This is a genomic window from Rhizobium subbaraonis, from assembly GCF_900220975.1.
Taxonomy (GTDB): Bacteria; Pseudomonadota; Alphaproteobacteria; order Rhizobiales; family Rhizobiaceae; genus Mycoplana; species Mycoplana subbaraonis.
Genome location: NZ_OBQD01000004.1, coordinates 274,379 through 296,150, shown reverse-complemented (window position 1 = coordinate 296,150; position 21,772 = coordinate 274,379). Strand labels below are relative to the sequence as shown.

18 protein-coding genes are annotated in these 21,772 nt (G+C 65.0%); 11 read left to right on the top strand and 7 right to left on the bottom strand.

The features are described 5' to 3' along the window. Positions 1-3 precede the first annotated feature (3 nt). Genes CRO48_RS07880 through CRO48_RS07870 form a run of 3 tightly spaced genes read left to right on the top strand, consistent with a single transcriptional unit; the run spans position 4 to position 4,278 of the window. The gene (locus CRO48_RS07880; protein WP_097137900.1) at positions 4-1,422 is read left to right on the top strand and encodes an FAD-binding oxidoreductase; all 1,419 of its coding nucleotides are present in this window, start codon (positions 4-6) and stop codon (positions 1,420-1,422) included. A 57-nt stretch (positions 1,423-1,479) separates the two neighbouring features. Beyond that, the gene (gene amaB, locus CRO48_RS07875; protein WP_097137898.1) at positions 1,480-3,003 is read left to right on the top strand and encodes an L-piperidine-6-carboxylate dehydrogenase; all 1,524 of its coding nucleotides are present in this window, start codon (positions 1,480-1,482) and stop codon (positions 3,001-3,003) included. A 42-nt stretch (positions 3,004-3,045) separates the two neighbouring features. Then, the gene (locus CRO48_RS07870) at positions 3,046-4,278 is read left to right on the top strand and encodes a pyridoxal phosphate-dependent aminotransferase (protein WP_097137896.1); all 1,233 of its coding nucleotides are present in this window, start codon (positions 3,046-3,048) and stop codon (positions 4,276-4,278) included. Positions 4,279-4,405: 127 nt separating this feature from the next. Here CRO48_RS07870 and CRO48_RS07865 read toward each other — a convergent pair whose 3' ends face one another. Continuing rightward, entirely contained in the window at positions 4,406-4,822 is a 417-nt protein-coding gene (locus CRO48_RS07865) for a GFA family protein (RefSeq protein WP_097137893.1), read from the bottom strand. Positions 4,823-4,939: 117 nt separating this feature from the next. Continuing rightward, positions 4,940-6,043: a saccharopine dehydrogenase family protein gene (locus tag CRO48_RS07860; RefSeq protein ID WP_097137892.1), complete on the bottom strand. Its 1,104-nt coding sequence runs from the start codon at positions 6,041-6,043 to the stop codon at positions 4,940-4,942. Between the two features lie 122 nt (positions 6,044-6,165). Here CRO48_RS07860 and CRO48_RS07855 point away from each other — a divergent pair, with 122 nt between their 5' ends. Further along, positions 6,166-6,597, top strand: coding sequence for an Lrp/AsnC family transcriptional regulator (locus CRO48_RS07855; protein ID WP_097138062.1), 432 nt, complete (start codon positions 6,166-6,168; stop codon positions 6,595-6,597). A 69-nt stretch (positions 6,598-6,666) separates the two neighbouring features. On the opposite strand, the gene CRO48_RS07850 is transcribed toward CRO48_RS07855, so the two are convergent. From CRO48_RS07850 to CRO48_RS07840, 3 genes are all read right to left on the bottom strand, one after another. Continuing rightward, a complete protein-coding gene (locus CRO48_RS07850; protein WP_097137890.1) occupies positions 6,667-7,920 on the bottom strand; it encodes an NAD(P)/FAD-dependent oxidoreductase in 1,254 nt (417 codons plus the stop codon). A gap of 108 nt (positions 7,921-8,028) precedes the next feature. Continuing rightward, the gene (locus tag CRO48_RS07845; protein ID WP_097138060.1) at positions 8,029-8,916 is read right to left on the bottom strand and encodes an alpha/beta hydrolase; all 888 of its coding nucleotides are present in this window, start codon (positions 8,914-8,916) and stop codon (positions 8,029-8,031) included. An 89-nt stretch (positions 8,917-9,005) separates the two neighbouring features. Further along, positions 9,006-9,659 carry a GntR family transcriptional regulator gene (locus CRO48_RS07840; protein WP_097137888.1) on the bottom strand — a complete coding sequence of 218 codons (654 nt, stop codon included), beginning with the start codon at positions 9,657-9,659 and terminating at the stop codon, positions 9,006-9,008. A 220-nt stretch (positions 9,660-9,879) separates the two neighbouring features. On the opposite strand from CRO48_RS07840, the gene CRO48_RS07835 reads away from it, so the two are divergent. Together CRO48_RS07835 and CRO48_RS07830 are read left to right on the top strand one after the other, a co-directional pair. Next, positions 9,880-11,229, top strand: coding sequence for a glutamine synthetase family protein (locus tag CRO48_RS07835; protein WP_097137886.1), 1,350 nt, complete (start codon positions 9,880-9,882; stop codon positions 11,227-11,229). Then, on the top strand, positions 11,229-12,539 hold the full coding sequence (locus CRO48_RS07830; RefSeq protein ID WP_097137883.1) for an NAD(P)/FAD-dependent oxidoreductase: 1,311 nt from the start codon (positions 11,229-11,231) through the stop codon (positions 12,537-12,539). Before CRO48_RS07835 ends, CRO48_RS07830 begins: the two co-directional genes overlap by 1 nt. Positions 12,540-12,630: 91 nt before the next feature. Here CRO48_RS07830 and purU read toward each other — a convergent pair whose 3' ends face one another. Further along, positions 12,631-13,515 (bottom strand): formyltetrahydrofolate deformylase, encoded by an 885-nt coding sequence (gene purU / locus CRO48_RS07825; RefSeq protein WP_097137881.1) that lies wholly within the window; start codon positions 13,513-13,515, stop codon positions 12,631-12,633. 293 nt (positions 13,516-13,808) lie between these two features. Here purU and CRO48_RS07820 point away from each other — a divergent pair, with 293 nt between their 5' ends. Together CRO48_RS07820 and CRO48_RS07815 are read left to right on the top strand one after the other, a co-directional pair. Next, positions 13,809-14,396, top strand: a complete 588-nt coding sequence (locus CRO48_RS07820; protein ID WP_097137879.1) for an IMPACT family protein — start codon at positions 13,809-13,811, stop codon at positions 14,394-14,396. A gap of 151 nt (positions 14,397-14,547) precedes the next feature. After that, positions 14,548-17,238, top strand: a complete 2,691-nt coding sequence (locus tag CRO48_RS07815) for a sensor histidine kinase (RefSeq protein ID WP_097137877.1) — start codon at positions 14,548-14,550, stop codon at positions 17,236-17,238. 53 nt (positions 17,239-17,291) lie between these two features. On the opposite strand, the gene CRO48_RS07810 is transcribed toward CRO48_RS07815, so the two are convergent. Next, entirely contained in the window at positions 17,292-18,356 is a 1,065-nt protein-coding gene (locus CRO48_RS07810) for an AraC family transcriptional regulator (RefSeq protein ID WP_097138058.1), read from the bottom strand. Positions 18,357-18,548: 192 nt separating this feature from the next. Between CRO48_RS07810 and CRO48_RS07805 the strand changes: the two genes are divergently transcribed. The 3 genes from CRO48_RS07805 to CRO48_RS07795 are packed head-to-tail and all read left to right on the top strand — an operon-like array spanning position 18,549 to position 21,710. Next, positions 18,549-19,316: an SDR family NAD(P)-dependent oxidoreductase gene (locus tag CRO48_RS07805; protein ID WP_097137875.1), complete on the top strand. Its 768-nt coding sequence runs from the start codon at positions 18,549-18,551 to the stop codon at positions 19,314-19,316. Between the two features lie 41 nt (positions 19,317-19,357). Continuing rightward, a complete protein-coding gene (locus CRO48_RS07800; RefSeq protein ID WP_097137873.1) occupies positions 19,358-20,545 on the top strand; it encodes an acetyl-CoA C-acyltransferase in 1,188 nt (395 codons plus the stop codon). Between the two features lie 37 nt (positions 20,546-20,582). Further along, complete coding sequence (locus tag CRO48_RS07795) at positions 20,583-21,710, top strand: acyl-CoA dehydrogenase family protein (RefSeq protein ID WP_097137871.1); 1,128 nt, start codon at positions 20,583-20,585, stop codon at positions 21,708-21,710. The last annotated feature ends 62 nt before the right edge of the window (positions 21,711-21,772 follow it).

Here is a 21,772-nt window from a genome sequence, read left to right as displayed (position 1 = left end):
CCGATGATCGACGCAAACCATATCGAGACGCTCAGGGCGCTCCTCGGCGAGAAGGGTCTTCTCACCGAGCCTTCCGACATGGCAGCCTACGAGGCCGGGGCGCGCTACGACAAGGGTCGCGCCGCCTTCGTCGCGCGCCCCGCCTCGACGCAGGAGACCTCCGCCGTCGTGTCCTACTGCGTGAAAAACGGCATTGCGCTCGTGCCGCAGTCCGGCAATACCGGCCTCGTCTCCGGCTCCACGCCCGACAGTTCGGGCCAGGAAGGCATCCTCAGCCTCGACCGCCTCACCGCCCCCTTCGCACTGGACCGGGTGAACAGGACATTGGCCGCCGGCGCGGGCTTGCGCCTTTCGGACGTCAACCAGCGCCTGGAACAGGCCGGCCTGTTCTTTCCGATCGACCTCGGCGCGGACCCGCGCCTGGGGGGGATGATCGCCACGAACACTGGCGGCTCGCGTTTCCTGCGTTATGGCGACGTGCGCCGCAACACGCTGGGGCTTACGGTCGTGCTCGCCGACGAAGACGGCACGGTGCTTGATCTCGGCTCCGGGCTGCGCAAGAACAATACCGGCGTCGACTGGAAACAGCTGTTCATCGGCACCTCCGGCGCCTTCGGCATCGTCACCGAATGCGTGCTGAACCTTGAGCCCCTGCCGCGCCAGACCGCCACCGCCTTCCTCGTGCCGGATGCGGCCGATCGCGTTCCCGATTTGCTGGTGGCGATGGAAGACGCCCTCGGCAGCTACCTCTCCGCCTTCGAAGGCATGTCGAAAAATGCGGTCGAAGCCGCGCTTGCCCACGCCCCCTCGCTGCGAAATCCTTTTCAGGGCGGCATCGTCCCGGATTTCGTCATCCTGGCGGAAATCTCCCGCACCTCGCCGCCGCGCGAGGGGGAGCAACTGCTGGACGCGGTGCTGGAGGAGGTGCTGGCCGCGATCTGGGAGCGCGAGGACGCGCCGCTTGCCGACGCGTTTGTCGGTCCGCCCCACGAGATGTGGGCGCTGCGTCATGCACTGTCGGAGGGCGTGAAGCATAGCGGGCGATTGATCGCCTTCGATCTTTCATTCCGCCGCGGCGACATCATGCGCTTCCTCGACCACATGAAGGCCGAGATGCCGGCGCATTTTGCCGATGTGACGATCTGCGACTTCGGCCATATCGGCGACGGCGGCGTACACTTCAATCTCGTCGTCCCCGCTGACGATCCGCGCCTTGCCGATGAAGGCTTTGAAAGCGCGTTGCGGGAATGGGTCTTCAAGGTGGCCGTAGAGGACTTCGGCGGCAGCTACAGCGCGGAACATGCGATCGGCCGCAAGAACCAGGTTTTCTACGACCGCTACACGCCGGACGAGATCCGGCGGCTGGCCAAGGGGCTGAAGGCGATCACATCACCGGCTCCCCTCGGCTGCGTCACCTTCTAGGAACACGGGCGGTCTGCGGACCGCCTGCAAACTACACTTACAACGGAGAACAGGACGATGACCAAGGTCGACGTGAAACAGGAAACCGCCAAGTTGCTCGACAAGCTCGGCGTACCCGCCTCTGCCTGGCAGGGCGGCGACATGGCCTCATTCAGCCCGGTATCCGGCGATGAGATCGCCAAGCTGAAGACCCATTCGGCCGCCGATGCCGACAAGGCGATCGAGGCCGCCCACGAAGCCTTCAAGGCCTGGCGCCTCGTTCCATCTCCCAAGCGCGGCGAACTCGTCCGGCTTCTCGGTGAGGAACTGCGCGCCGCCAAGGCCGATCTCGGCCGCCTCGTCTCGATCGAGGCCGGCAAGATTCCCTCCGAAGGCCTCGGCGAAGTTCAGGAAATGATCGATATCTGCGATTTCGCCGTCGGTCTCTCCCGCCAGCTCTACGGCCTGACGATCGCAACCGAACGCCCCGGCCACCGCATGATGGAAACCTGGCATCCGCTCGGCGTCGTCGGCATCATCTCGGCCTTCAACTTCCCCGTGGCCGTCTGGTCGTGGAACGCGGCGCTCGCGCTCGTCTGCGGCAATCCGGTCGTCTGGAAGCCGTCGGAGAAGACGCCGCTGACCGCGCTTGCCAGCCAGGCCATCCTGGAGCGCGCCATCGCCCGCTTCGGCGATGCGCCGAAGAACCTGAGCCAGGTCCTGATCGGCGACCGCGCCATCGGCGAGGCACTCGTCGACAACCCGAAGGTGGCGCTTGTCTCGGCCACCGGCTCCACCCGCATGGGCAAGGAAGTCGGCCCGCGGCTTGCCAAGCGCTTCGCCCGCTCGATCCTCGAGCTCGGCGGCAACAATGCTGGCATCGTCTGCCCGTCGGCAGATCTCGACATGGCGCTCCGCGCCATCGCCTTCGGCGCCATGGGCACCGCCGGCCAGCGCTGCACCACGCTGCGCCGCCTCTTCGTCCATGACAGCGTCTACGACCAGCTCGTGCCGCGCCTGAAGAAGGCGTATGAGAGCGTCTCCGTCGGCAACCCGCTCGAGACCACGGCCCTCGTCGGCCCGCTGGTCGACAAGCAGGCATTCGACAACATGCAGAAGGCGCTGGAAGCTGCCAAGGCCGAGGGTGGCAAGGTCGTCGGCGGCAACCGCGTGGCAGAAGCCGGAAAGGACACCGCCTACTACGTCAAGCCGGCAATCGTCGAAATGCCGAGCCAGGCCGGCCCGGTTCTCGAAGAGACCTTCGCGCCGATCCTCTATGTCATGAAGTATTCCGACTTCGACCAGGCCCTGGAAGACCACAACGCCGTCGCAGCCGGACTGTCGTCCTCGATCTTCACCCTCAACATGCAGGAGGCCGAGCGCTTCCTGTCTGCCGACGGCTCCGACTGCGGCATCGCCAATGTCAACATCGGCACCTCGGGTGCTGAGATCGGCGGCGCGTTCGGCGGCGAGAAGGAGACCGGCGGTGGCCGCGAATCCGGTTCGGACGCGTGGCGCGCCTACATGCGCCGCGCGACCAACACCGTGAACTACTCGAAGGCCCTGCCGCTGGCACAGGGCGTCTCCTTCGATATCGAATAGGCGCGATATCGAGCAAGCGAACGGATAGAGGAAGCGCAGCTTATGACCATTGCGACCAAGATTGAGGAGGCGGGCTTCAAGCCCGCCTCGCGGATCGCCTCGATCGGCGTTTCCAAAATCCTGCAGATCGGCGCCCGCGCCGCGGCGATGAAGCGTGACGGTCTGCCCGTCATCATCCTCGGGGCGGGCGAGCCGGATTTCGACACGCCCGACAACGTCAAGCAGGCGGCCAAGGCTGCGATCGATCGCGGCGAGACGAAATACACCGCGCTTGACGGCACGCCGGAGCTGAAGAAGGCGATCGCGGCAAAGTTTCTTCGCGAAAACGGCGTCGACTACGCGCTGGACGAAGTCACGGTCGGGACAGGCGCCAAGCAGATCCTGTTCAACGCCTTCATGGCAAGCATCAACCCCGGCGACGAAGTGATCATCCCGACGCCCTACTGGACCTCCTATTCGGATATCGTTGAGATCTGCGGCGGCGTGCCGGTGCTGATCCCCTGCGATGCCACGGCCGGTTTTCGCCTGAAGGCCGAACAACTCGAACAGGCGATCACGGAAAAGACCCGCTGGGTGCTTTTGAACTCGCCGTCTAACCCTTCGGGTGCCGCATACGGCGAGGCGGACTATCGCCCGTTGCTCGATGTGCTGCTGCGCTACCCACATGTCTGGCTGATGGTGGACGACATGTACGAGCACATCGTCTATGACGGCTTCAGCTTCGTCACCCCGGTGGCGCTTGAGCCGAAGCTGAAGGCCCGCGCCCTGACCATCAACGGCGTCTCCAAGGCCTACGCGATGACCGGCTGGCGCATCGGCTATGCCGGCGGTCCGAAGGCGCTGATCAAGGCGATGGCGGTGATCCAGAGCCAGGCAACGTCGTGCCCCTCATCCGTCAGCCAGGCGGCCTCGGTCGAAGCGCTCAATGGGCCGCAGGATTTCCTGAAGGAGCGCCAGGAAAGCTTCAAGCGCCGCCGCGATCTCGTCGTCGCAGCGCTGAACGCAATCCCCGGCATCGACTGCCGTACGCCCGAAGGTGCCTTCTATACTTTTGCCGGTTGCGGCGGACTGATCGGCAGGAAGACGCCCGCAGGCAGGACGATCGAAACCGACGCCGATTTCACCGACTACCTTCTGGAAGTAGCCCACGTCGCCGTCGTCCCCGGTTCCGCCTTCGGCCTGTCGCCGTACTTCCGCATCTCCTATGCGACTTCGGAAGCGGAGTTGAAAGAGGCGCTGAAGCACATTGCTGAGGCGTGCGCGAAGCTCGCGTGACACGTCCCGCCGGCTGAGGACGGGGCCTTGCCCCTCATCCGGCTGCCGCTACCTTCTCCCCGTGGACGGGGAGGGGGGCGAGGGGCGCTTCGCCAAATCCCGATCTCCGCGTCTGAAGATAGACCGCTTAACGCGATGGCGCGGCGCTCGACCCAGCGTTTCGGCAGGCGCCATGAGCGCTCCACCATTCCGGCAACGCGTCCTCAAACGAATGGTATTCAGGAGCGAGCGCCTTGTCGTCGATCGCGTCGAAACCGCCCATGAGGAGGGCAATGGTGGGCTCGTCGTCGATCGCGCCAATCGAGCTGCCGCACCGGCTGCAGAGCGCGCGGCTGGAATAATCCGAGGAACGAAAGGTGGAAGGCGCTCCGCCCGGCCCCACCCAGCGTACGCGGTCACGCGGGTATTCCACCCAGGCAACCGTAAGCGCTCCGGTGTGCCGGCGGCACAGGCCGCATGAGCAGGTGTGAGGTCTTTCGGGGTCTCCCTCGGCCTCGAAGCGGATCCAGCCGCACAGACAACAGCTCCTCCGCCAGTTCCGCACGCGATGGCATTTGCTAGGGGCCCCGACACCTGCACGTCAACCACAGCGCCGTTCAAACCGAAACGCCCCGGTCAAGCCGGGGCGTCAATCGGTATAACTATGCCTTTACAGGTGCGATCAGCCTGCCGCGCGGTGGCCGTGGTGTTCCTGCGCATAGTAATGTCCGAAGCGGTTGGCCAGGAAGCTGTCCAGCGAGATTTCCTCCTGCCGCACGAAGCCCTTCGCCCGCAGCGTGCCGTCGGCCAGCATGTCGAGCACGGCGCAGATCGAACCGGCCGTGGTGATCTGGATCGCCGAATGCATGCGCCCTGCAATGACCGCGCTATAGACCTTGTTGGCGTAGGTCTCCTGGATCAGGCGACCGTCCTTGCGGCCGGAGACGGTGACGAAGACGATGACGACGTCCTGCGTCGTGGTCGGCAGCGCGTTCTCGAAGATGTCCTTCAACACCTCGCGGCGATGACGAAGACCGAGATCGTTGAGCAGCGCCTTCATGATCGCGGCGTGCCCCGGGTAGCGGATCGTCTTGTAGTTCAGCGTCCGCACCTTCCCCTTCAGGCTTTCGCAGAGCGTGCCGAGGCCGCCCGACGTGTTGAAGGCCTCGTAGGTGACGCCGTCGAGCGAGAATTCCTCGCGCTCCTCCAGCGCCGGAGCCTCGATCAGGGCGCCTTCGACGATCGCCTCGCAGGGCTCGATATATTCGTTGATGACGCCGTCCGTGCTCCAGGTCAGGTTGTAGTTCAGCGCGTTCGATGGGTATTGCGGCAGCGCGCCCACACGCATGCGCACGCTGTCGAGCGTATCGAAGTGACTGGCAAGGTCGTTGGCAACGATCGAGATGAAGCCCGGTGCCAGGCCACATTGCGGGATGAAGGCCGTTTCCGCCTTCTCCGCGATCCGCTTTACCTGCCGGGTCGATTCCACGTCCTCGGTGAGGTCGAGATAATGGATGCCGGCCGAGGCGGCCGCCTCGGCGATCGCGACCGTAAGGTGATAGGGCGCAGCACTCAGGACCGCGAACTTGCCCTTCAGCAGCGCGACGAGTGCTGCCGCGTCGGCGATATCGACGACGGCAGTGGTGACGTCCTTGTGCGCCTCGATGGCGGCAAGCTGGTCAGCGGCACGGTCGGCGACCGTCACCCGGTAGTCGCCGCTGTGCGCCAGAAGGCGCGCAATGGTGGAGCCGATTTTTCCAGCACCGATAACGACGATGTCTTTCATTTTGTTTTTCCCCGCAGGCTGAATTTCATCGTGATTCTGCCGTTGGAAAGAGTCGATTCACAGCTGCAGATCTGGCATATTGAGAAGCAGAAATCGGCGGAATGACGATGGCAATGAGCAATATGACACTGAACGCGAAAGACCGCGAGCTTCTGGCGATCCTCAGCGAGAACGCCCGCGAGCAGACGGCTGCCATCGCCCGCAAGCTCGGCCTGTCGCGCACCACGGTACAGGCCAAGATCGAACGGCTCGAGCGCGAAGGCGTCATCACCGGCTACGGCGTGCGGCTGTCCGACGCCTATGAAGGCGGCATGGTAAAAGCGCACGTGCTGATCACGATCGCGCCGAAGACGCTTTCGCGCATCACCAACGAGCTTCACGCGATCGCAGAGGTGCGGGCGCTGCACTCCGTTTCCGGCTCGTTCGACCTGATTGCCATCGTCGCGGCCGCCTCGATCGCCGAACTGGATCACTTGATCGACAGGATCGGCGAGATAGACGGCGTGGAGCGAACTCTGTCGTCGATCATACTGTCGACGCGGATCCTTCGTTAGCCGGCTAAGAACGTTAGCTGGCGGCTACTTCTGATCGCCATCCGCATACGCGCACTCAATCCGCCAGTGCTACGCCAGGAAGCGATCCGGGCGATAGGGCGCAAGATCCACGATCGTCTTCTCACCGAGCATGGCCTCGGCCAGCGCCCGCCCGGTCACCGGCCCGAGCGTCATGCCGTGGTGAGCATGGCCGAAGGCGAACCACAGCCCCGCATGCCGTGGCGCCTTGCCGATCACCGGCATCATGTCCGGCGTGCAGGGGCGCGCGCCCATCCACGGCTCCTCGTCGCGTCGTTCGGCGAGCGGGAAGAATTCCCGCGCCACCCGCTCCGCCCGGCGAAGCTGTACCGGTGTCTTGCGGGTGTCGCGCTTGGCGAACTCCGCCCCCGTCGTCAGCCGGATACCGCGGTTCATCGGCGCCAGGAAATAGCCGCGCTCGGAATCGAGCACCCAGTTGTTGAGCTTCGCCCCCTCGGCCGCGCCATAGTGCATGTGGTAGCCGCGCTTGACCGCCAGGGGGAAATGATAGCCGAACTTGCGTGTCACCGTATCCGCCCAGGGACCGAGCGCAACGACGACGTCGGTCGCTTCCAGCGGCCCTTCGGGCGTGGCGATCCGCCAGCCCTCGCCTTCGAGCACGTGCTCGATGGTCGCGGCATCCCCTGCCATCAGAACGCCGCCGAGAGACTGGAAATAGGCCACATAGGCCTTCATCAGCCCGCCGGGATCGAGGATCGACCACGGATCGGTCCAGCGCAGGCCGCCCGTCAACTCGGCGCGGATATGGGGCTCGATCTGCCGCATCTCCTCGCCGGTAAATTTCTGGTGGTTGACGCCGAACTTGGCCGAAAGCTGCTCTGCCTCGGCATAGGCCGCATCGCGCGCCTTTTCGGTGCGGAAGACCTTCATCCAACCATCCTTGCGGATCAGCGCCTCAGCGCCGGATGCCTTGATGAGGTCCGCATGTTCGCTCACGGAATTTTCGATCAGCGGCGCATAGAGATGGGCGATCCGCTGGTGCTGCGTGAAACCGGAATGCCACCAGTAGCGCAGCAGGAAGGGCACGAGGCCCGGCAGCGCCGAGAGATGATAATGCGCGTCGATCGTGTTGTTCAGCGCGTAGCGGAACAGGGCGCCGAAATCGTGCGGAAAACCGTAGGGAAAGACGCCCTCGCGCTGGATGAGCCCGGCATTGCCGTAGGAGGTCTCCTCCGCCGGCCCCCTGCGGTCGACCAGAACGACCGATTTGCCGCGCCGCGCCAGATGGATCGCCGTTGAAATGCCGACCACCCCTGCGCCAAGTACGATGACATCCGTTTTCATATGCCGGGCCCCGAATTTCCGCTTTGCTTGCCGCGATCATGCACAGCGGACGCTGCGAGGCAAGGCAGGCCGGCACGAGGGAACGCGGGATGCCTGCGACGCCGGTGGCTAGATATGCTGCCGCATGAACGCACCCGCGGCGACCAGAGCCTCGCGGCCTTCCTTGAGGCGGGCGTTCCACAATGGCCAGGCATGAATCATGCGTGGCCAGATCTCCATCGTGACTGCGACATTCGCCGCACCGGCAGCCTCTGCAAGCCGCGTCGCGTCGGCAAGAAGCGTCTCTGCAGAACCCACCTGAATCAGCAGAGGTGGCAATCCTTTGAGATCGGCATGAAGTGGCGAAACGCGCGGATCGTGGCGGTCGATGCCGGGGCCGAGATAAGCATCGGCAAGTTCTGCCAGGTAGGCTGCATGTATGAGCGGATCGACGGAGTCCTTGGTGGCAAGCGTCGCGCCTGATAGCGTCATGTCCGTCCAGGGCGAAATGAGCCAGCCGCAGACCGGCAGCGCGGCGCCCTGGTCGCGCAGGCTTGTCAGCAGTGCAAGGGTCATGCCGCCGCCGGCACTGTCGCCCCCGACGACGATGCGCTCGGCGGCGAAGCCGCTGCGCCGCAAGAACCGCCATGCCTTCATGGCGTCGTCCAGGGCTGCCGGAAACCGGGCCTCCGGTGCTAGCCGATAGGCAATCGCAAGCGTACGCACGCCCGCCGCGCGTCCGGCCTCGGTAACGAGACGCCGGTGGCTTCGGATCGAACCCGAGCAGTAGCCGCCGCCGTGAAAGTAGAGGAGGACCCGTGAAGCGTCGCTTCCAGGTGCAATGGACCACTCTGCGGCGATGCCGTCGATATCGACCGCTTCCAGCGTGATATCATCCGCCACCGGCCAGACCGAGCCGATTTCATCGAGGCGTTGTCGTCGCGCAGCCCATCCGACGGGTCGTTGCTTGGAGGCGAGCAGTTCGCGAATGGCATCGATATCGCTCTGGTCATCCATGTCGACACCCTTCGGATACGGCATCCTGCTGAACGCAGAGCGCAACTGTCCCACCGAAAGGCGCCACAGACAACCGCAGCCGAATTCTGCTATTGCCGGGCCAGTCGCAGCAGGTTCTCGATCGCGGCCCGCTCGAACCCCCCGATCCCCTCGCAGATGTCGGCATTGATCGCCTCGGCGACCGCATCCGCGTCGCGCTTACGCAAAGCGGCAATCGCCTCCTGGTGGCGATCGACGAAATAGAGCTGCGCGACGTGTTCCATCGCGATCCCCAGGAAAGGACCGAGCTGCAGCCAGACGCTCTCCACCATCGGCATGATGATCTGGTCGGGATTGGCGGTATAGAGCGTGCGATGGAATTCCTGGTTCAGCAGCAGCGCCGCCGCGTTGTCCTTACGTGCGATCGCCTCGTCCTGCGCCTTGTCGATCTCCACGAGCCTGTCGATCTGCCGCTCGGTGATGTGGGCGACCGCGCGTCGGGCGGCATGCTTCTCCAGAACGGCACGCAGCGCGATCAATTCGCCGAAGCGCTCGGCCGTCATCTTCGGCACCATGATGCGGCGGTTGTCCAGCACCTTCAGCGCCCCTTCGGAGGACAGTCTGCGCAGCGCTTCGCGCACCGGTGTCGGACTGCTTTCCATCGCCTCCGCGATGCCGCGGATGGTCAGCGATTCGCCCGGACGGATCGACCCGACCATGATCGCCTGACGCAGGCGCCGATGGGCGTATTCGTGGGTCGTCATCCCGTCCGGCCGCGCCAGCGGCTCCAGTATTAGTGCTCCCAAGGTCCCCTCCTGAGCAGCCCGAGGCGTATCCGGCGCAAGGACAGCGCCCGTGGTGTCCCGGTCTTACCAGCTTGACCGAAAACAAGTAAGTGTGCATATTTTGGAAATGTGATCACAAAAATCAATATGTGATATCGGAAAAATACGGTCGCTTTCAGCAAGAAGAATTGAGGGGTTCATGTCCGAAACCGAAGACAACGCCTGGCTTGTAAATGCGGAATCGGTGGAGAGCATCCAGGCGGTCGTCTGCGACCTGAATGGCATCCTTCGCGGCAAGCGCGTTCCCGTCGGACAGGCGAAAAAGATCCTGGAGGGCGGCATCCGCATGCCGCTCTCGATCGTCGGCGTCGACATCTGGGGAGAGGACATCGTCGGCTCCTCGCATGTCTTTGCCAGCGGCGACATGGACGGCATCTGCAGCCCCACGGGCCGCGGCGCGCTGCCGGTCAACTGGACGCTGAAGCCGAGCGCCGTGGTGCCGTTGTGGCTCTTCAAGGAGACGGGTGAGCCCTTCCTGGCCGACCCGCGCCAGGCCCTGGCCCACATCGTTCGGCAATACCACGAGCTGGGGCTTCGCCCGGTTGTCGCCTCGGAAATGGAATTCTACCTGATCGATTCCGAGCCAGACCATGCCGAGCCGCCGATCTCGCCCTATACCGGCAAGCGCCTCGATTCCGATGCGATCCTCTCGATCGACGAACTCGACGATTTTGGCCAGTTCTTCTCCGACGTCTATGCCGAATGCGAACGCCAGAACGTGCCGGCCGATTCCGCGGTCGCGGAAAACGGCATCGGCCAGTTCGAGATCAACCTGATGCACACCGACGATCCGCTGAAGGCGGCGGACGACGCCCTCTTCTTCAAGCGCATCATCAAGGGCGTTGCACGCAAGCACGGCTTTGCCGCCACCTTTATGGCCAAGCCCTACGGCATGCGCTCCGGCAGCGGCATGCACGTGCATTTCAGCCTGATCGACGAGGCCGGCAACAACGTCTTCGACGACGGAACGGCGGAAGGCTCCGAGATCATGCGTCACGCCGTGGCGGGCCTCACACGCGGCATGGCGGAATCCACGCTCCTGTTCGCCCCGCACTTCAACTCCTATCGCAGGCTCCGTCCCGACACCCATGCCCCGACCTCGGTCACCTGGGGCTACGAGAACCGCACCGCCGCGATCCGCATCCCCGGCGGCAAGCCCTCCTCGCGCCGCATCGAACACCGCGTGGCCGGCGCCGACGCCAACCCCTATCTGGTCATGGCCGGCATCCTTGGCGCAGCCCTGGTCGGCATCCGCAACAAATGGGAACCGCCAACGCCGGTCGCCGGCCGCGCCTACCAGACCAAGGCGCCGCGCATCCCGAGCGAATGGGGCTCCGCAGTCACCGCCTTCGAGAACGGGGCGATCGTATCCGAAATATTTGATCAGGAACTGCGCTCGATGCTGATCGCCTGCAAGCGGCAGGAGATCGCCGGTTTCTCCGAGCAGGTGACGGACTTCGAATTCAGCGCCTATCTGGAAATCGTCTGATGACCAAGAACGACCTATCCTATGCCGGCGACGGCAGCTATCCCGCCAGCTACTATGCCGCCTCCCGCAACATCGACCGCCCGCCCCGCATCCTCGAGGGGGACGTGCGCGCGGACGTCGCCGTACTTGGAGCCGGCTACTCCGGCATGTCGACGGCGATCCATCTCGCCGAACTTGGCTACAAGGTTGTCGTCATCGAAGGCGCAGGCGTCGGCTGGGGCGCCTCGGGGCGCAACGGCGGCCAGGTCGTCAACGGCCTGAATGCCAGCCTTGACACGATCAGGCGCCGCTACGGCGAGGCGGCAGGCGTCTTCGTCGGCAGTCTGGTGCAGGAAGGCGGCAAGATCATCCGCCGCATCGTCAGTCAGTACGGGATCGAGTGCGATCTGAAGCCCGGCAACATCTATGCCGCCTACACGGCAGCGCACATGAAGGAGCTCGAGCACAAGAAGGCACTCTGGAAGAGCTACGGCATGGACGACCACGAGCTTCTCGACAAGGAAGCCATCCGCAAGCTCGTCAACACCGACGCTTATGTCGGCGGCATGCTCGATAAGACCGGTGGCCACATGCACCCGCTCAATCTCGTCCTTGGCGAGGCCGCCGCGCTCGAAACGCTGGGCGGCGTGGTCTACGAGCAGTCGCCCGTAACCAAGGTCGAGCATGAAGCCGAAAAACCGGTACTGCACGCGGCCAGGGGACGTGTGACGGCCAACGTGGCCGTTCTCTGCGGCAATGCCTATCTCGGCGACGTGGTGCCCAAGCTCGTCTCGCGCGTCATGCCGGTCTCCACCCAGATGATCGCGACCGAGCCGCTTGGCGCCGAACGGGCCGATGCGCTGATTCCCAGCGACATGTGCGTCGAGGATGTGCGCTACATCCTCGACTACTTCCGCCTCTCGGCCGACAAGCGGATGATCTTCGGCGGCGGCACCGTCTATGGCGGCACCGACCCGGCCGACGTGCGCGCCAAGCTCAAGCCCAACCTCGAAAAGGTGTTCCCCTCCTTGAAGGGCGTGAACATCGACTATGCTTGGAGCGGAAACTTTGCGCTTTCCTTCTCGCGCGTGCCGCAGATGGGCAAGATCGGCAAGAACACCTACTTCGCCCACGGCTACAGCGGCCATGGCGTGACCGGTTCCCATCTCTTCGGCAAGATCCTCAGCGAAGCAATCCATGGCGACGTCAGCCGGTTCAGCCAGTTCGAAAAGCTGCCCTGGATCCCGTTCCCCGGCGGACGCATGTTCCGTGCCCAGTACTCGACGATCGGCTCGTGGTGGTACCAGTTCAAGGACGCCTTCGGTCTCTGAGCACGTCGCCGCCCGAAACGGTACGGCTGGAAAACGAGAAAGGCCGGCGGATCGCTCCGCCGGCCTCTCCTTGTCTTCGCAGTCTCGGTAATCAGCCCATGCGCTCGGACTTGTAGGATCCGGGGCTTGCCGGAAAGACGATGGTCTTGTTGCCGTTCATGAACACGCGGTGGTGGATGTGGGCATGCACGGCGCGGGCGAGAACCTGGCTCTCCACGTCGCGGCCGATCGAGACGTAGTCCTCCGCGCTCTGTGCATGGGTTATGCGCGCCACGTCCTGCTCGATGATCGGACCCTCGTCCAGATCCTCGGTGACGTAGTGGGCCGTGGCCCCGATCAGCTTCACGCCGCGCTCGAACGCCTGCTTGTAGGGATTGGCGCCCTTGAACGACGGCAGGAACGAGTGGTGGATGTTGATGATCCGGCCCGACATCTTCTTGCAGACCGCGTCGGAAAGCACCTGCATGTAGCGGGCGAGCACGATCAGTTCGGCGCCCGACTGCTCGACCACCTCCATCAGCCGCGCCTCGGCCTGCGGCTTGTTCTCCTTCGTCACCTTGATGTGGTGGAAGGGGATGTCGTGGTTGACGATGACCTTCTGATAGTCGAAATGGTTGGAGACGACGCCGACGATGTCGATCGGCAGCGCGCCGATCTTCCAGCGATAAAGCAGGTCGTTGAGGCAATGGCCGAAACGCGACACCATGAGCATCACCTTCATTCGCTCCTCGCTGTCGTGGAATTGCCAGGTCATGGCGAACTTCTTGGCGACCGGCTCGAAGCCTTCGATGAGGTCGGCCTCGGTGGCCCCCTCCTGGCTGATGAAGGTCAGCCGCATGAAGAACAGCCCTGTTTCGAGGTCGTCGAACTGCGAGCTGTCGACGATATTGCACCCCTTGTCGGCAAGATAGGTCGTGATCGCGGCGACGATGCCGCGGGTCGATACGCAAGATACGGTCAGTACATAGCTCTTCATCGGTTCCACTCTCGCTGTCGATATGCCCGCAGCTCCCCGCTGCGGCCGGATCGGGTGCCTGGCTCCCATTCGCGCGGCCGGCGTCGATATCTCAACCGCCAGCCTCTTTTGCAAGGCCCGTGTGTCAGCGAAGCTATGTCGAGCCGAAAAAGGGGGCGCACCGGTTCGCGACATCGAATGACAGGAAAGAGGCAAGGACTGGCAAGACGGCCGGCGTTCTGCGACAAGACCCTCGTTTCCGACGGGATACGAGCTCCCGGCAGTGACTTTTGCATCGAAGGAGGCACCTCGCCGTGTTCACGCTCAAAGCCGTCTCGACCTTTGAACAGGACATCAGGAAGAGCCGCTTCCTCGCCGCGGCAGGGCCGATCGATGGCGAGCAGGCGGCAAAGGACTTTATCGCGACACACGCACACGCCGATGCCAATCACAATTGCTTCGCCTGGCGGCTGGGACAGGTCTATCGCTTCAGCGACGACGGCGAGCCGAGCGGCACCGGCGGCAAGCCGATCCTCCAGGCCATCGACGGGCAGGCGCTCGATGGCGTCGCAGTGGTGGTCACGCGCTGGTTCGGCGGCATCCTTCTTGGCAGCGGCGGGCTGATCCGCGCCTATGGCGGCACGGCGGCGCTCTGCCTGCGGGCGATGGAGAAGGTGGAGCTCGTCGCACGCATCGAGGCCAGGATCACCTGCGTCTTCGCCGATCTTGCGCTGGTAAAGGCACGCCTTGCGGCACTCCGCGAGGTGCGTATCGACGGCGAAACCTTCATCGCCACCGGCGCCGAACTCGTCGTGGCACTGCCTGAAGCGCAAGCCGGCGACATCGTTCGGATGCTGGTTGACATCACCGCCGGAAGGACGACCGTGGCATTGCAGGCTTGATCGCCGGCGCCCTGGGAAATATGAAGCCCGGCCCACGACGTCAGCCTTGCGGGCGAAACACGATGCGTATGGCGGTTTGCGCGCAAAAGAGCGTTAATGTCAAAGCCTGGTCGTTCCGGCGGCACAGACATTCAAGGAATTGAGGCCAGTCATGGCGGATACCGACCGAGAAACCAAACGGCGCCCCGATCCCGACGCGCTCCTGGCGCTGGCCGACAGCGAACGACGCGGCAAGCTGACGATCTTTCTCGGTGCCGCCCCCGGCGTCGGCAAGACCTTCGCCATGCTCGCCCGGGCCCAGCAGGCCAGGGCCGAGGGCGCGGAAGTGGTCGTCGGCCTGGTCGAGACACATGGCCGCATGGAAACGCAAAACCTGCTTTCCGGCCTTCAGGTCCTGCCGCGCCGGGCGGTCGAGTACAAGGGCTACGTGCTCGACGAATTCGACCTCGATGCGGCTCTGGCCCTCAAGCCGCAGACGATCATCGTCGACGAGCTGGCCCACAGCAACCCGGAAGACAGCCGCCATCCCAAGCGCTACCAGGATATAGAGGAGCTTGTCGCCGCTGGCATCGACGTCTGGACGGCGATGAACATCCAGCATCTCGAAAGTCTTTCGGACGTGGTGGCGCAGATCACGGGCACGCCCGTTCGCGAGCGGGTTCCCGACGGCGTCCTCAACCGGGCGGACGAGGTGATCCTCGTCGATCTTCCGCCCGCGGATCTGATCAAGCGGCTGAACGAGGGCAAGGTCTACGTTCCAGACAGTGCCGCGCGCGCGATCGAGAGCTTCTTCCGGATCGGCAACCTGACGGCGCTACGCGAGATGGCGCTGCGCCGCACCGCCGAGCGCATCGACGACCAGGTGGTGAACTATCTCAAGCAGAACGCGATAGAGGGCGCCTGGGCCGCATCCGAACGCCTGCTGGTCTGCATCGGCCCGGACCAGCTTTCGGAAAAGGTGGTTCGCACCGCGGGCCGGCTGGCGACGGGTCTCAACGCCTCCTGGACCGTCGTCTGCATCGAACACGCCGATGTCGAAACCGGCGACAGCGAGGCCGTCCGGCGCCTGGACGCGACCTTCAGGCTCGCCGAACAGCTCGGCGCCGACACCCGTCGTATCATCGGCACGGACTTCGTCGCCGAAATCCTCAAGTTCGCACGCCGCGAACACGTGACCCAGATTGTCATCGGTGCGCATGAGCAGCCGCTCTGGAAGCTTTTCGTACGCCGATCGCTGGCGGATTCGCTCGTCAAGGAGGCGGGCGGGATCGCCGTGCATCTCGTCACGGCCGATCAGGACGAAACGCCGGCAAAGAAAAAGAGGGCTCCTGCGACCTTCAGCGCGCGTTCCCTGGTGCGACCGTTCGGCATCGCCGTCGCCACGGTCAGCGCGGCCACCGTTGTCGGCCGTGCCATCACTGCCCTCATCGAACTGCCGAACCTCGGCCTGTTGTTTCTGATGGCGGTGCTGGTGGCCGCCGCGCTGGAAGGCTACGCCGCCGCCTTCATCGCCGCCTTCCTGTCGCTGTTCGCCTACAACTATTTCTTCATCGACCCGCTGCACACGCTGGCCGTCGCCAAGCCGCATGCCATCTTCGCGCTCGTCGTCTTTCTCGCAGCAGCCGTGCTGGCCGGCAGCCTCGCTGCGCGCATCCGTGACCAGGCCAAGGCTGCCTATCGGCGGGCGGCTGCGATGCAGGCGCTCTACGATTTTTCGCGCAAGCTCTCCGGCACGCTCAAGACCGACGACGTGCTTTGGGCGTCGGTGTCGCAACTGCAGGCAAGCCTGAAGCGCGACGCCGTGTTGCTTTTGCCCGAAGGCGCAGAGCTGAACCTGTCAGCCGCGTGGCCGCCGGACACCGAGCTTGGGGTGTCCGACATGGCCGCCGCCCGCTGGGCGCTCGACAAGCAGGAGATGGCCGGCCACGGCACCTCCACGCTGCCCAACAGCACCTTCCAGTTCCGCCCGCTGATGAGCCCGCACGGGCCGGTCGGTGTCTGCGGCGTCGGCATGACCGCCGGTGACCTCGACATCAACGAGGAGCGCACGCTGGCGGCGATCCTCGACCAGACGACCGTCGCGATCGATCGCTCGTGCTTGTCGCGTACAAGCCTGGAGCAGGCAGCGCGGCTGGAAGGCGAGCGCTTCCGTACGGCGCTGCTGTCCTCCATTACCCACGACCTCAAGGCGCCTGTCGCAGCGATTGCCGGCGCCGTCAGGACCCTGAAGGACCGGGGCGGCGAGATTGCGCCTGATGAGCGCCAGACGGTGGTTCAGACGCTGGAAACCGAAAGTGACCGGCTCGGCCGTTTCGCCGGCAACCTTGCCGACATGACCCGCATCGAGACCGGAACGCTGAGCCCCAAGCGCGACCCTGTGGACGTCGGCGAAGTGGTACGCGCGGCGGTCGAACGCGCGCGAAGGCTTTTCCCTGGTCAGGCCTTCGAGGCCAGCATCGCGCCGGGCCTGCTGGAGATGACTGGCGACGCGGGCCTGCTGTCGCAGACGCTTGCCAACCTGCTCGACAACGCGAAGCGCCACGGGGCCGACGAACCGATCAGCGTCTATGCGCGCAAGGAAGGCAACGAGATCGTGATTTCGGTCACGGACCAGGGCAAGGGCATCAAGCCCGCCGATCTCGACCGCGTGTTCGAGAAGTTCTATCGCCGCGGTCATGTCGACGGCCGGCCGGTGGGCGCCGGCCTGGGCCTGCCGATCTCAAAGGGCTTCACCGAGGCGATGGGCGGCCAGATAAGGGCGGAAAGTCCGGCAATGAAGCGCCGCGGCACGCGGATCACGCTGCGCTTTCCGGCTCTCGCCCCCGAAAACGTAGCCACATAAGCGGCCATTAAATTCGGCTCTACGACTGTATTCACGCCCAGCGAACGCAGTCGTCACATATCGTCAGGCACGGCGTTTCCCGCCGGGCGGTCGCTGCTTCCATGAACATCCTTTCCGGCAAGGGCCATCGTCTCGCGACGAAACGCGGCAGGGCTCTTGGAGGTCCATTTGCGGAATGCCCTGTGAAAGGCGCTGGGCTCGGAAAACCCGAGCCGCGTCGCGATCGCGCCTACCCCCAGCGAACCTGTCTGCAGCATTTCGATTGCCATGTCGCGGCGGATCTCGTCCTTGATGCCCAGATAGGATTGCCCCTCCGCCTGCAGGCGATGGCGTAGGGTCGAGGGCGACATGCGCATCTGCGAAGCGAGATCGTCGAACCCTTTCCAGGCGGCGGGGGCCATCTGCCGCAGCCGCCGGCGCACGCTGGCGGACAATCCTGCGTCATAGCGGTAGCGCACGAGGATGTTCGCAGGCGCGCCGCGCAGAAAATGCTTCAGCGCCTGCTCGTTGCGCGCAATCGCCAGCTTCAGCACGCTGGCATCGAAGGCGAGGCGGCTTGCGGGCTGCGAAAATCGCACCGGGGCGCCGAAGAAAAGCCTATAATCGGCCGCTTGCTTCGGCTCCGCGCAGCGGAAGTCTACGGCTCGGATGGGAATACGCCGTCCCACCAGCCAGCAGGCGATGCCGTGCAACAGGATCCAGTAGGTGCGGTAGGCGAAGGCCGAGCGCGGCCCCTCGCGATCCGACAGCGTGACCTGCGCCAGCCCATCGGCAACATCCAGCCGGCCCGACGGATCCTCCAGCACCACGTTGAGGAAGCGCAACGCGCGTCGCAGCGCCTGCTCCAGCGTGCCGGCGTGCAGGACGCAATGGGTGAGCAGGGTGAAGCTGCCGCGCCGCATCGGTCGGCCACCCATACCGAAAAATTCGTCGTCCACCTCGACCGCGATTGCCAGCCACAGCCGCCCGTAGCTCTCCGCCGAGACCGGCGCGTCGATGATTGCCGGCAGCCCCGCGGCGGCAAGCGCCGGCTCCACCGCCCGGCCATGCCTCCGCAAGCAGTCGAGCGCCTCCTCCACGAAGGAGGGTGATATCATCCGCCGGCCGGCTTCCGTCATCGTCATGACTGAAGATATATGGTAAAATCGGCCGGAAAATCGAGATGCTTCGGTCATCGCTTGCAATATCGCGCCGGAATAGGATCTGGCCGGATCGTCGAAGCAGAATTTTCGACGAGGTGTGCAGGACTGGGAGGACTGCATGGCACAATGCGAACAATTCGCGGATCGCGGCATCGTGGGAGCGGTGCCATGCTGATCGGCGGCAAATCCTTCATCGTCACCGGCGGCGGCTCCGGGCTCGGCGCGGCCGTAGCCCGCATGCTGGCACGCGAGGGCGCAAATGTCGTGATCGCCGACGTCAACGTCCAGGCTGGCATGGATATCGCGGCCGAACTCGGCGATGTCGCGATTTTCATCCGCACGGACGTGACCGAGGAACGGGACGCGCAGGCGGCCGTCGACGCCGCTGTGGCCCGCTTCGGCCATCTGCACGGCCTGGTCAACTGCGCCGGTATCGCACCGGGGGAGAAGGTGGTCGGCCGCGACGGCCCGCACCGGCTGGAGAGTTTTGCCCGCACCATTGCCATCAACCTCACCGGGACCTTCAACATGACCCGCCTCGCCGCTATCGCGATCGCAGAAGAAGCGGCGGGCGAGGACGGCGAGCGCGGCGTCATCGTCAACACCGCTTCGGTCGCAGCCTTCGACGGCCAGATCGGCCAGGCAGCCTATGCCGCCTCGAAAGGCGGCGTGGCCGCCATGACGCTGCCGATCGCCCGCGAACTCGCGAGATACGGCATCCGCGTCGTTTCGATCGCGCCCGGTATCTTCGAAACGCCGATGATGGCCGGCATGCCACAGGACGTGCAGGATGCGCTCGGAAAGAGCGTACCCTTCCCCGCGCGCCTCGGTCGCCCGCCGGAATTTGCCGCGCTTGTTCGCCACATCTGCGAGAATGCAATGCTCAACGGCGAGATCATTCGCCTCGACGGCGCGCTGCGCATGGCGCCGCGCTGACGCCGGACGGCAGTCCAGACCAAGTTTCGGGAGGAAATGGCATGGCAATGGAAGACCCGGTCGTCATCGTCGGCATGGCCCGCACCCCGATGGGCGGCTTTCAGGGGGACTTGAAGGACGCGACCGCGCCGCAGCTCGGCGCCAGCGCGATCCGCGCGGCCCTCGACCGCAGCGGCGTGGGGCTGGAGACGATCGACGAGATCATCTTCGGTTGCGTGCTTGCGGCCGGCCAGGGCCAGGCCCCGGCAAGGCAGGCGGCGATCGCGGCCGGCCTGCCCTATGCGACGGGCGCCACGACGGTAAACAAGATGTGCGGCTCCGGCATGAAGGCGGTGATGCTGGCCCATGACCTTATCGCCGCCGGGAGCGCCTCGGTCGCCGTCGCCGGCGGCATGGAAAGCATGACGAATGCGCCCTATCTGCTCGATCGGGCCCGCAGCGGCTATCGCCTCGGCCACGGCCGCGTCGTCGACCACATGTTCCTCGACGGGCTGGAGGACGCCTATGACAGAGGCCGCCTGATGGGAACGTTCGCCGAAGACTGCGCCGAGGCCTACCAGTTTACCCGCCCCGCGCAGGACGACTATGCCGTGACCTCGCTGACGCGCGCACAGGCCGCTATCGAGAAGGGCGCTTTTGACGCCGAGATCGCGCCGGTGACGGTGAGGAATGGCAGGGGCGAACAGGTCGTCGTACGCGACGAGCAGCCGGGCAAGGCCCGCCTCGACAAGATCCCGACGCTGAAGCCCGCCTTCCGCGAGAACGGCACGGTAACCGCGGCCAACTCCTCCTCGATTTCCGATGGCGCCGCAGCCCTCGTCCTGATGCGTCGCTCGCAGGCCGAGCGCGAGGGCATCGACCCGCTCGCCACCATCGTCGGCCACGCCACCCATTCGCAGGCGCCAAACCTCTTCGCCACCGCCCCGATCGGCGCGCTTCGCAAGTTGAGCGAGCGCACCGGCTGGGGCCTGAAGGATGTCGACCTGTTCGAGGTCAACGAGGCCTTCGCCGTCGTCGCCATGGCGGCCATGCGCGACCTCGACCTGCCGCACGACAAGGTCAACGTCCATGGCGGCGCCTGCGCGCTGGGCCACCCGATCGGCGCATCCGGCGCCCGCGTCCTGGTCACCCTGCTTTCGGCGCTGGAGCGCTACGGCATGAAACGCGGCATGGCGACGCTCTGCATCGGCGGCGGCGAAGCGACGGCACTCGCCGTCGAACTTCACTGACATCCGAATAGAACGGTTTCGGGGAGGAGACCGCCAGATGATCCTGAACGAAGAGCAGATCCAGATTCGCGACATGGCGCGCGACTTCGCCCGCGAGCGGCTGATGCCAGGTGCGGCCGAGCGCGACACTGCGAGCCGGTTCCCCCGCGAGGAACTGCGCGAGATGGGCGAGCTTGGCTTCCTCGGCATGCTGGTGCCGGACAGCTATGGCGGCTCGGAGACGGGAACGGTGGCCTATGCCGTGGCGCTGGAGGAGATCGCCGCCGGCGACGGACCCTGCTCGACCATCATGAGCGTGCACAGTTCGGTCGGCTGCGTGCCGATCCTGAAATACGGGACGGAGGAGCAGAAGCAGCGCTTCCTGCCGAAGCTTAGCCGCGGCGAATGGATCGGCGGCTTCGCGCTGACCGAGCCGCAGGCCGGCTCCGACGCCTCCAACCTGAAGACCCGTGCCCGCCGCGACGGCGATCACTACGTCATCGACGGCGCCAAGCAGTTCATCACCTCGGGGAAGAACGGCAACGTCGTCATCGTCTTCGCCGTCACCGATCCCGACGCCGGCAAGAAGGGCATCTCCGCCTTCATCGTGCCGACCGACACGCCGGGCTACGAGGTGGTGCGCGTCGAGCACAAGCTCGGCCTTCATTCCTCCGATACCTGCCAGATCGCCTTCAACGGCATGCGAATTCCCGCCGATCTTCGCCTTGGTGCCGAAGGCGAGGGGTACCGCATCGCGCTGTCGAACCTCGAAGGCGGGCGCATCGGCATCGCAGCACAATCCGTCGGGATGGCGCGTTCGGCCTTCGAGGCGGCGCGCGACTATGCCCGCGAGCGCACCGCCTTCGGCTCGCCGATCGTCGACCATCAGGCCGTGGCCTTCCGTCTTGCCGACATGGCGACGCAGATCGAAGTGGCCCGCCAGATGGTATTGCACGCGGCGCAATTGAAGGAGGAGGGTCGGCCCTGCCTGACCGAGGCATCGATGGCCAAGCTCTTCGCCTCCGAGATGGCCGAGAGGGTCTGCTCGGACGCGATCCAGATCCACGGCGGCTACGGCTACATGGCCGATTACCCGGTGGAGCGCATCTACCGCGACGTGCGCATCTGCCAGATCTACGAGGGAACGAGCGACGTCCAGCGCATCGTCATTGCCCGCAATCTATAGCATTCTAAGTGCCGGCCCTTCTGCAAGGAGCAGCGGAAGCAACGGCCAGCGAGGGAGGAACG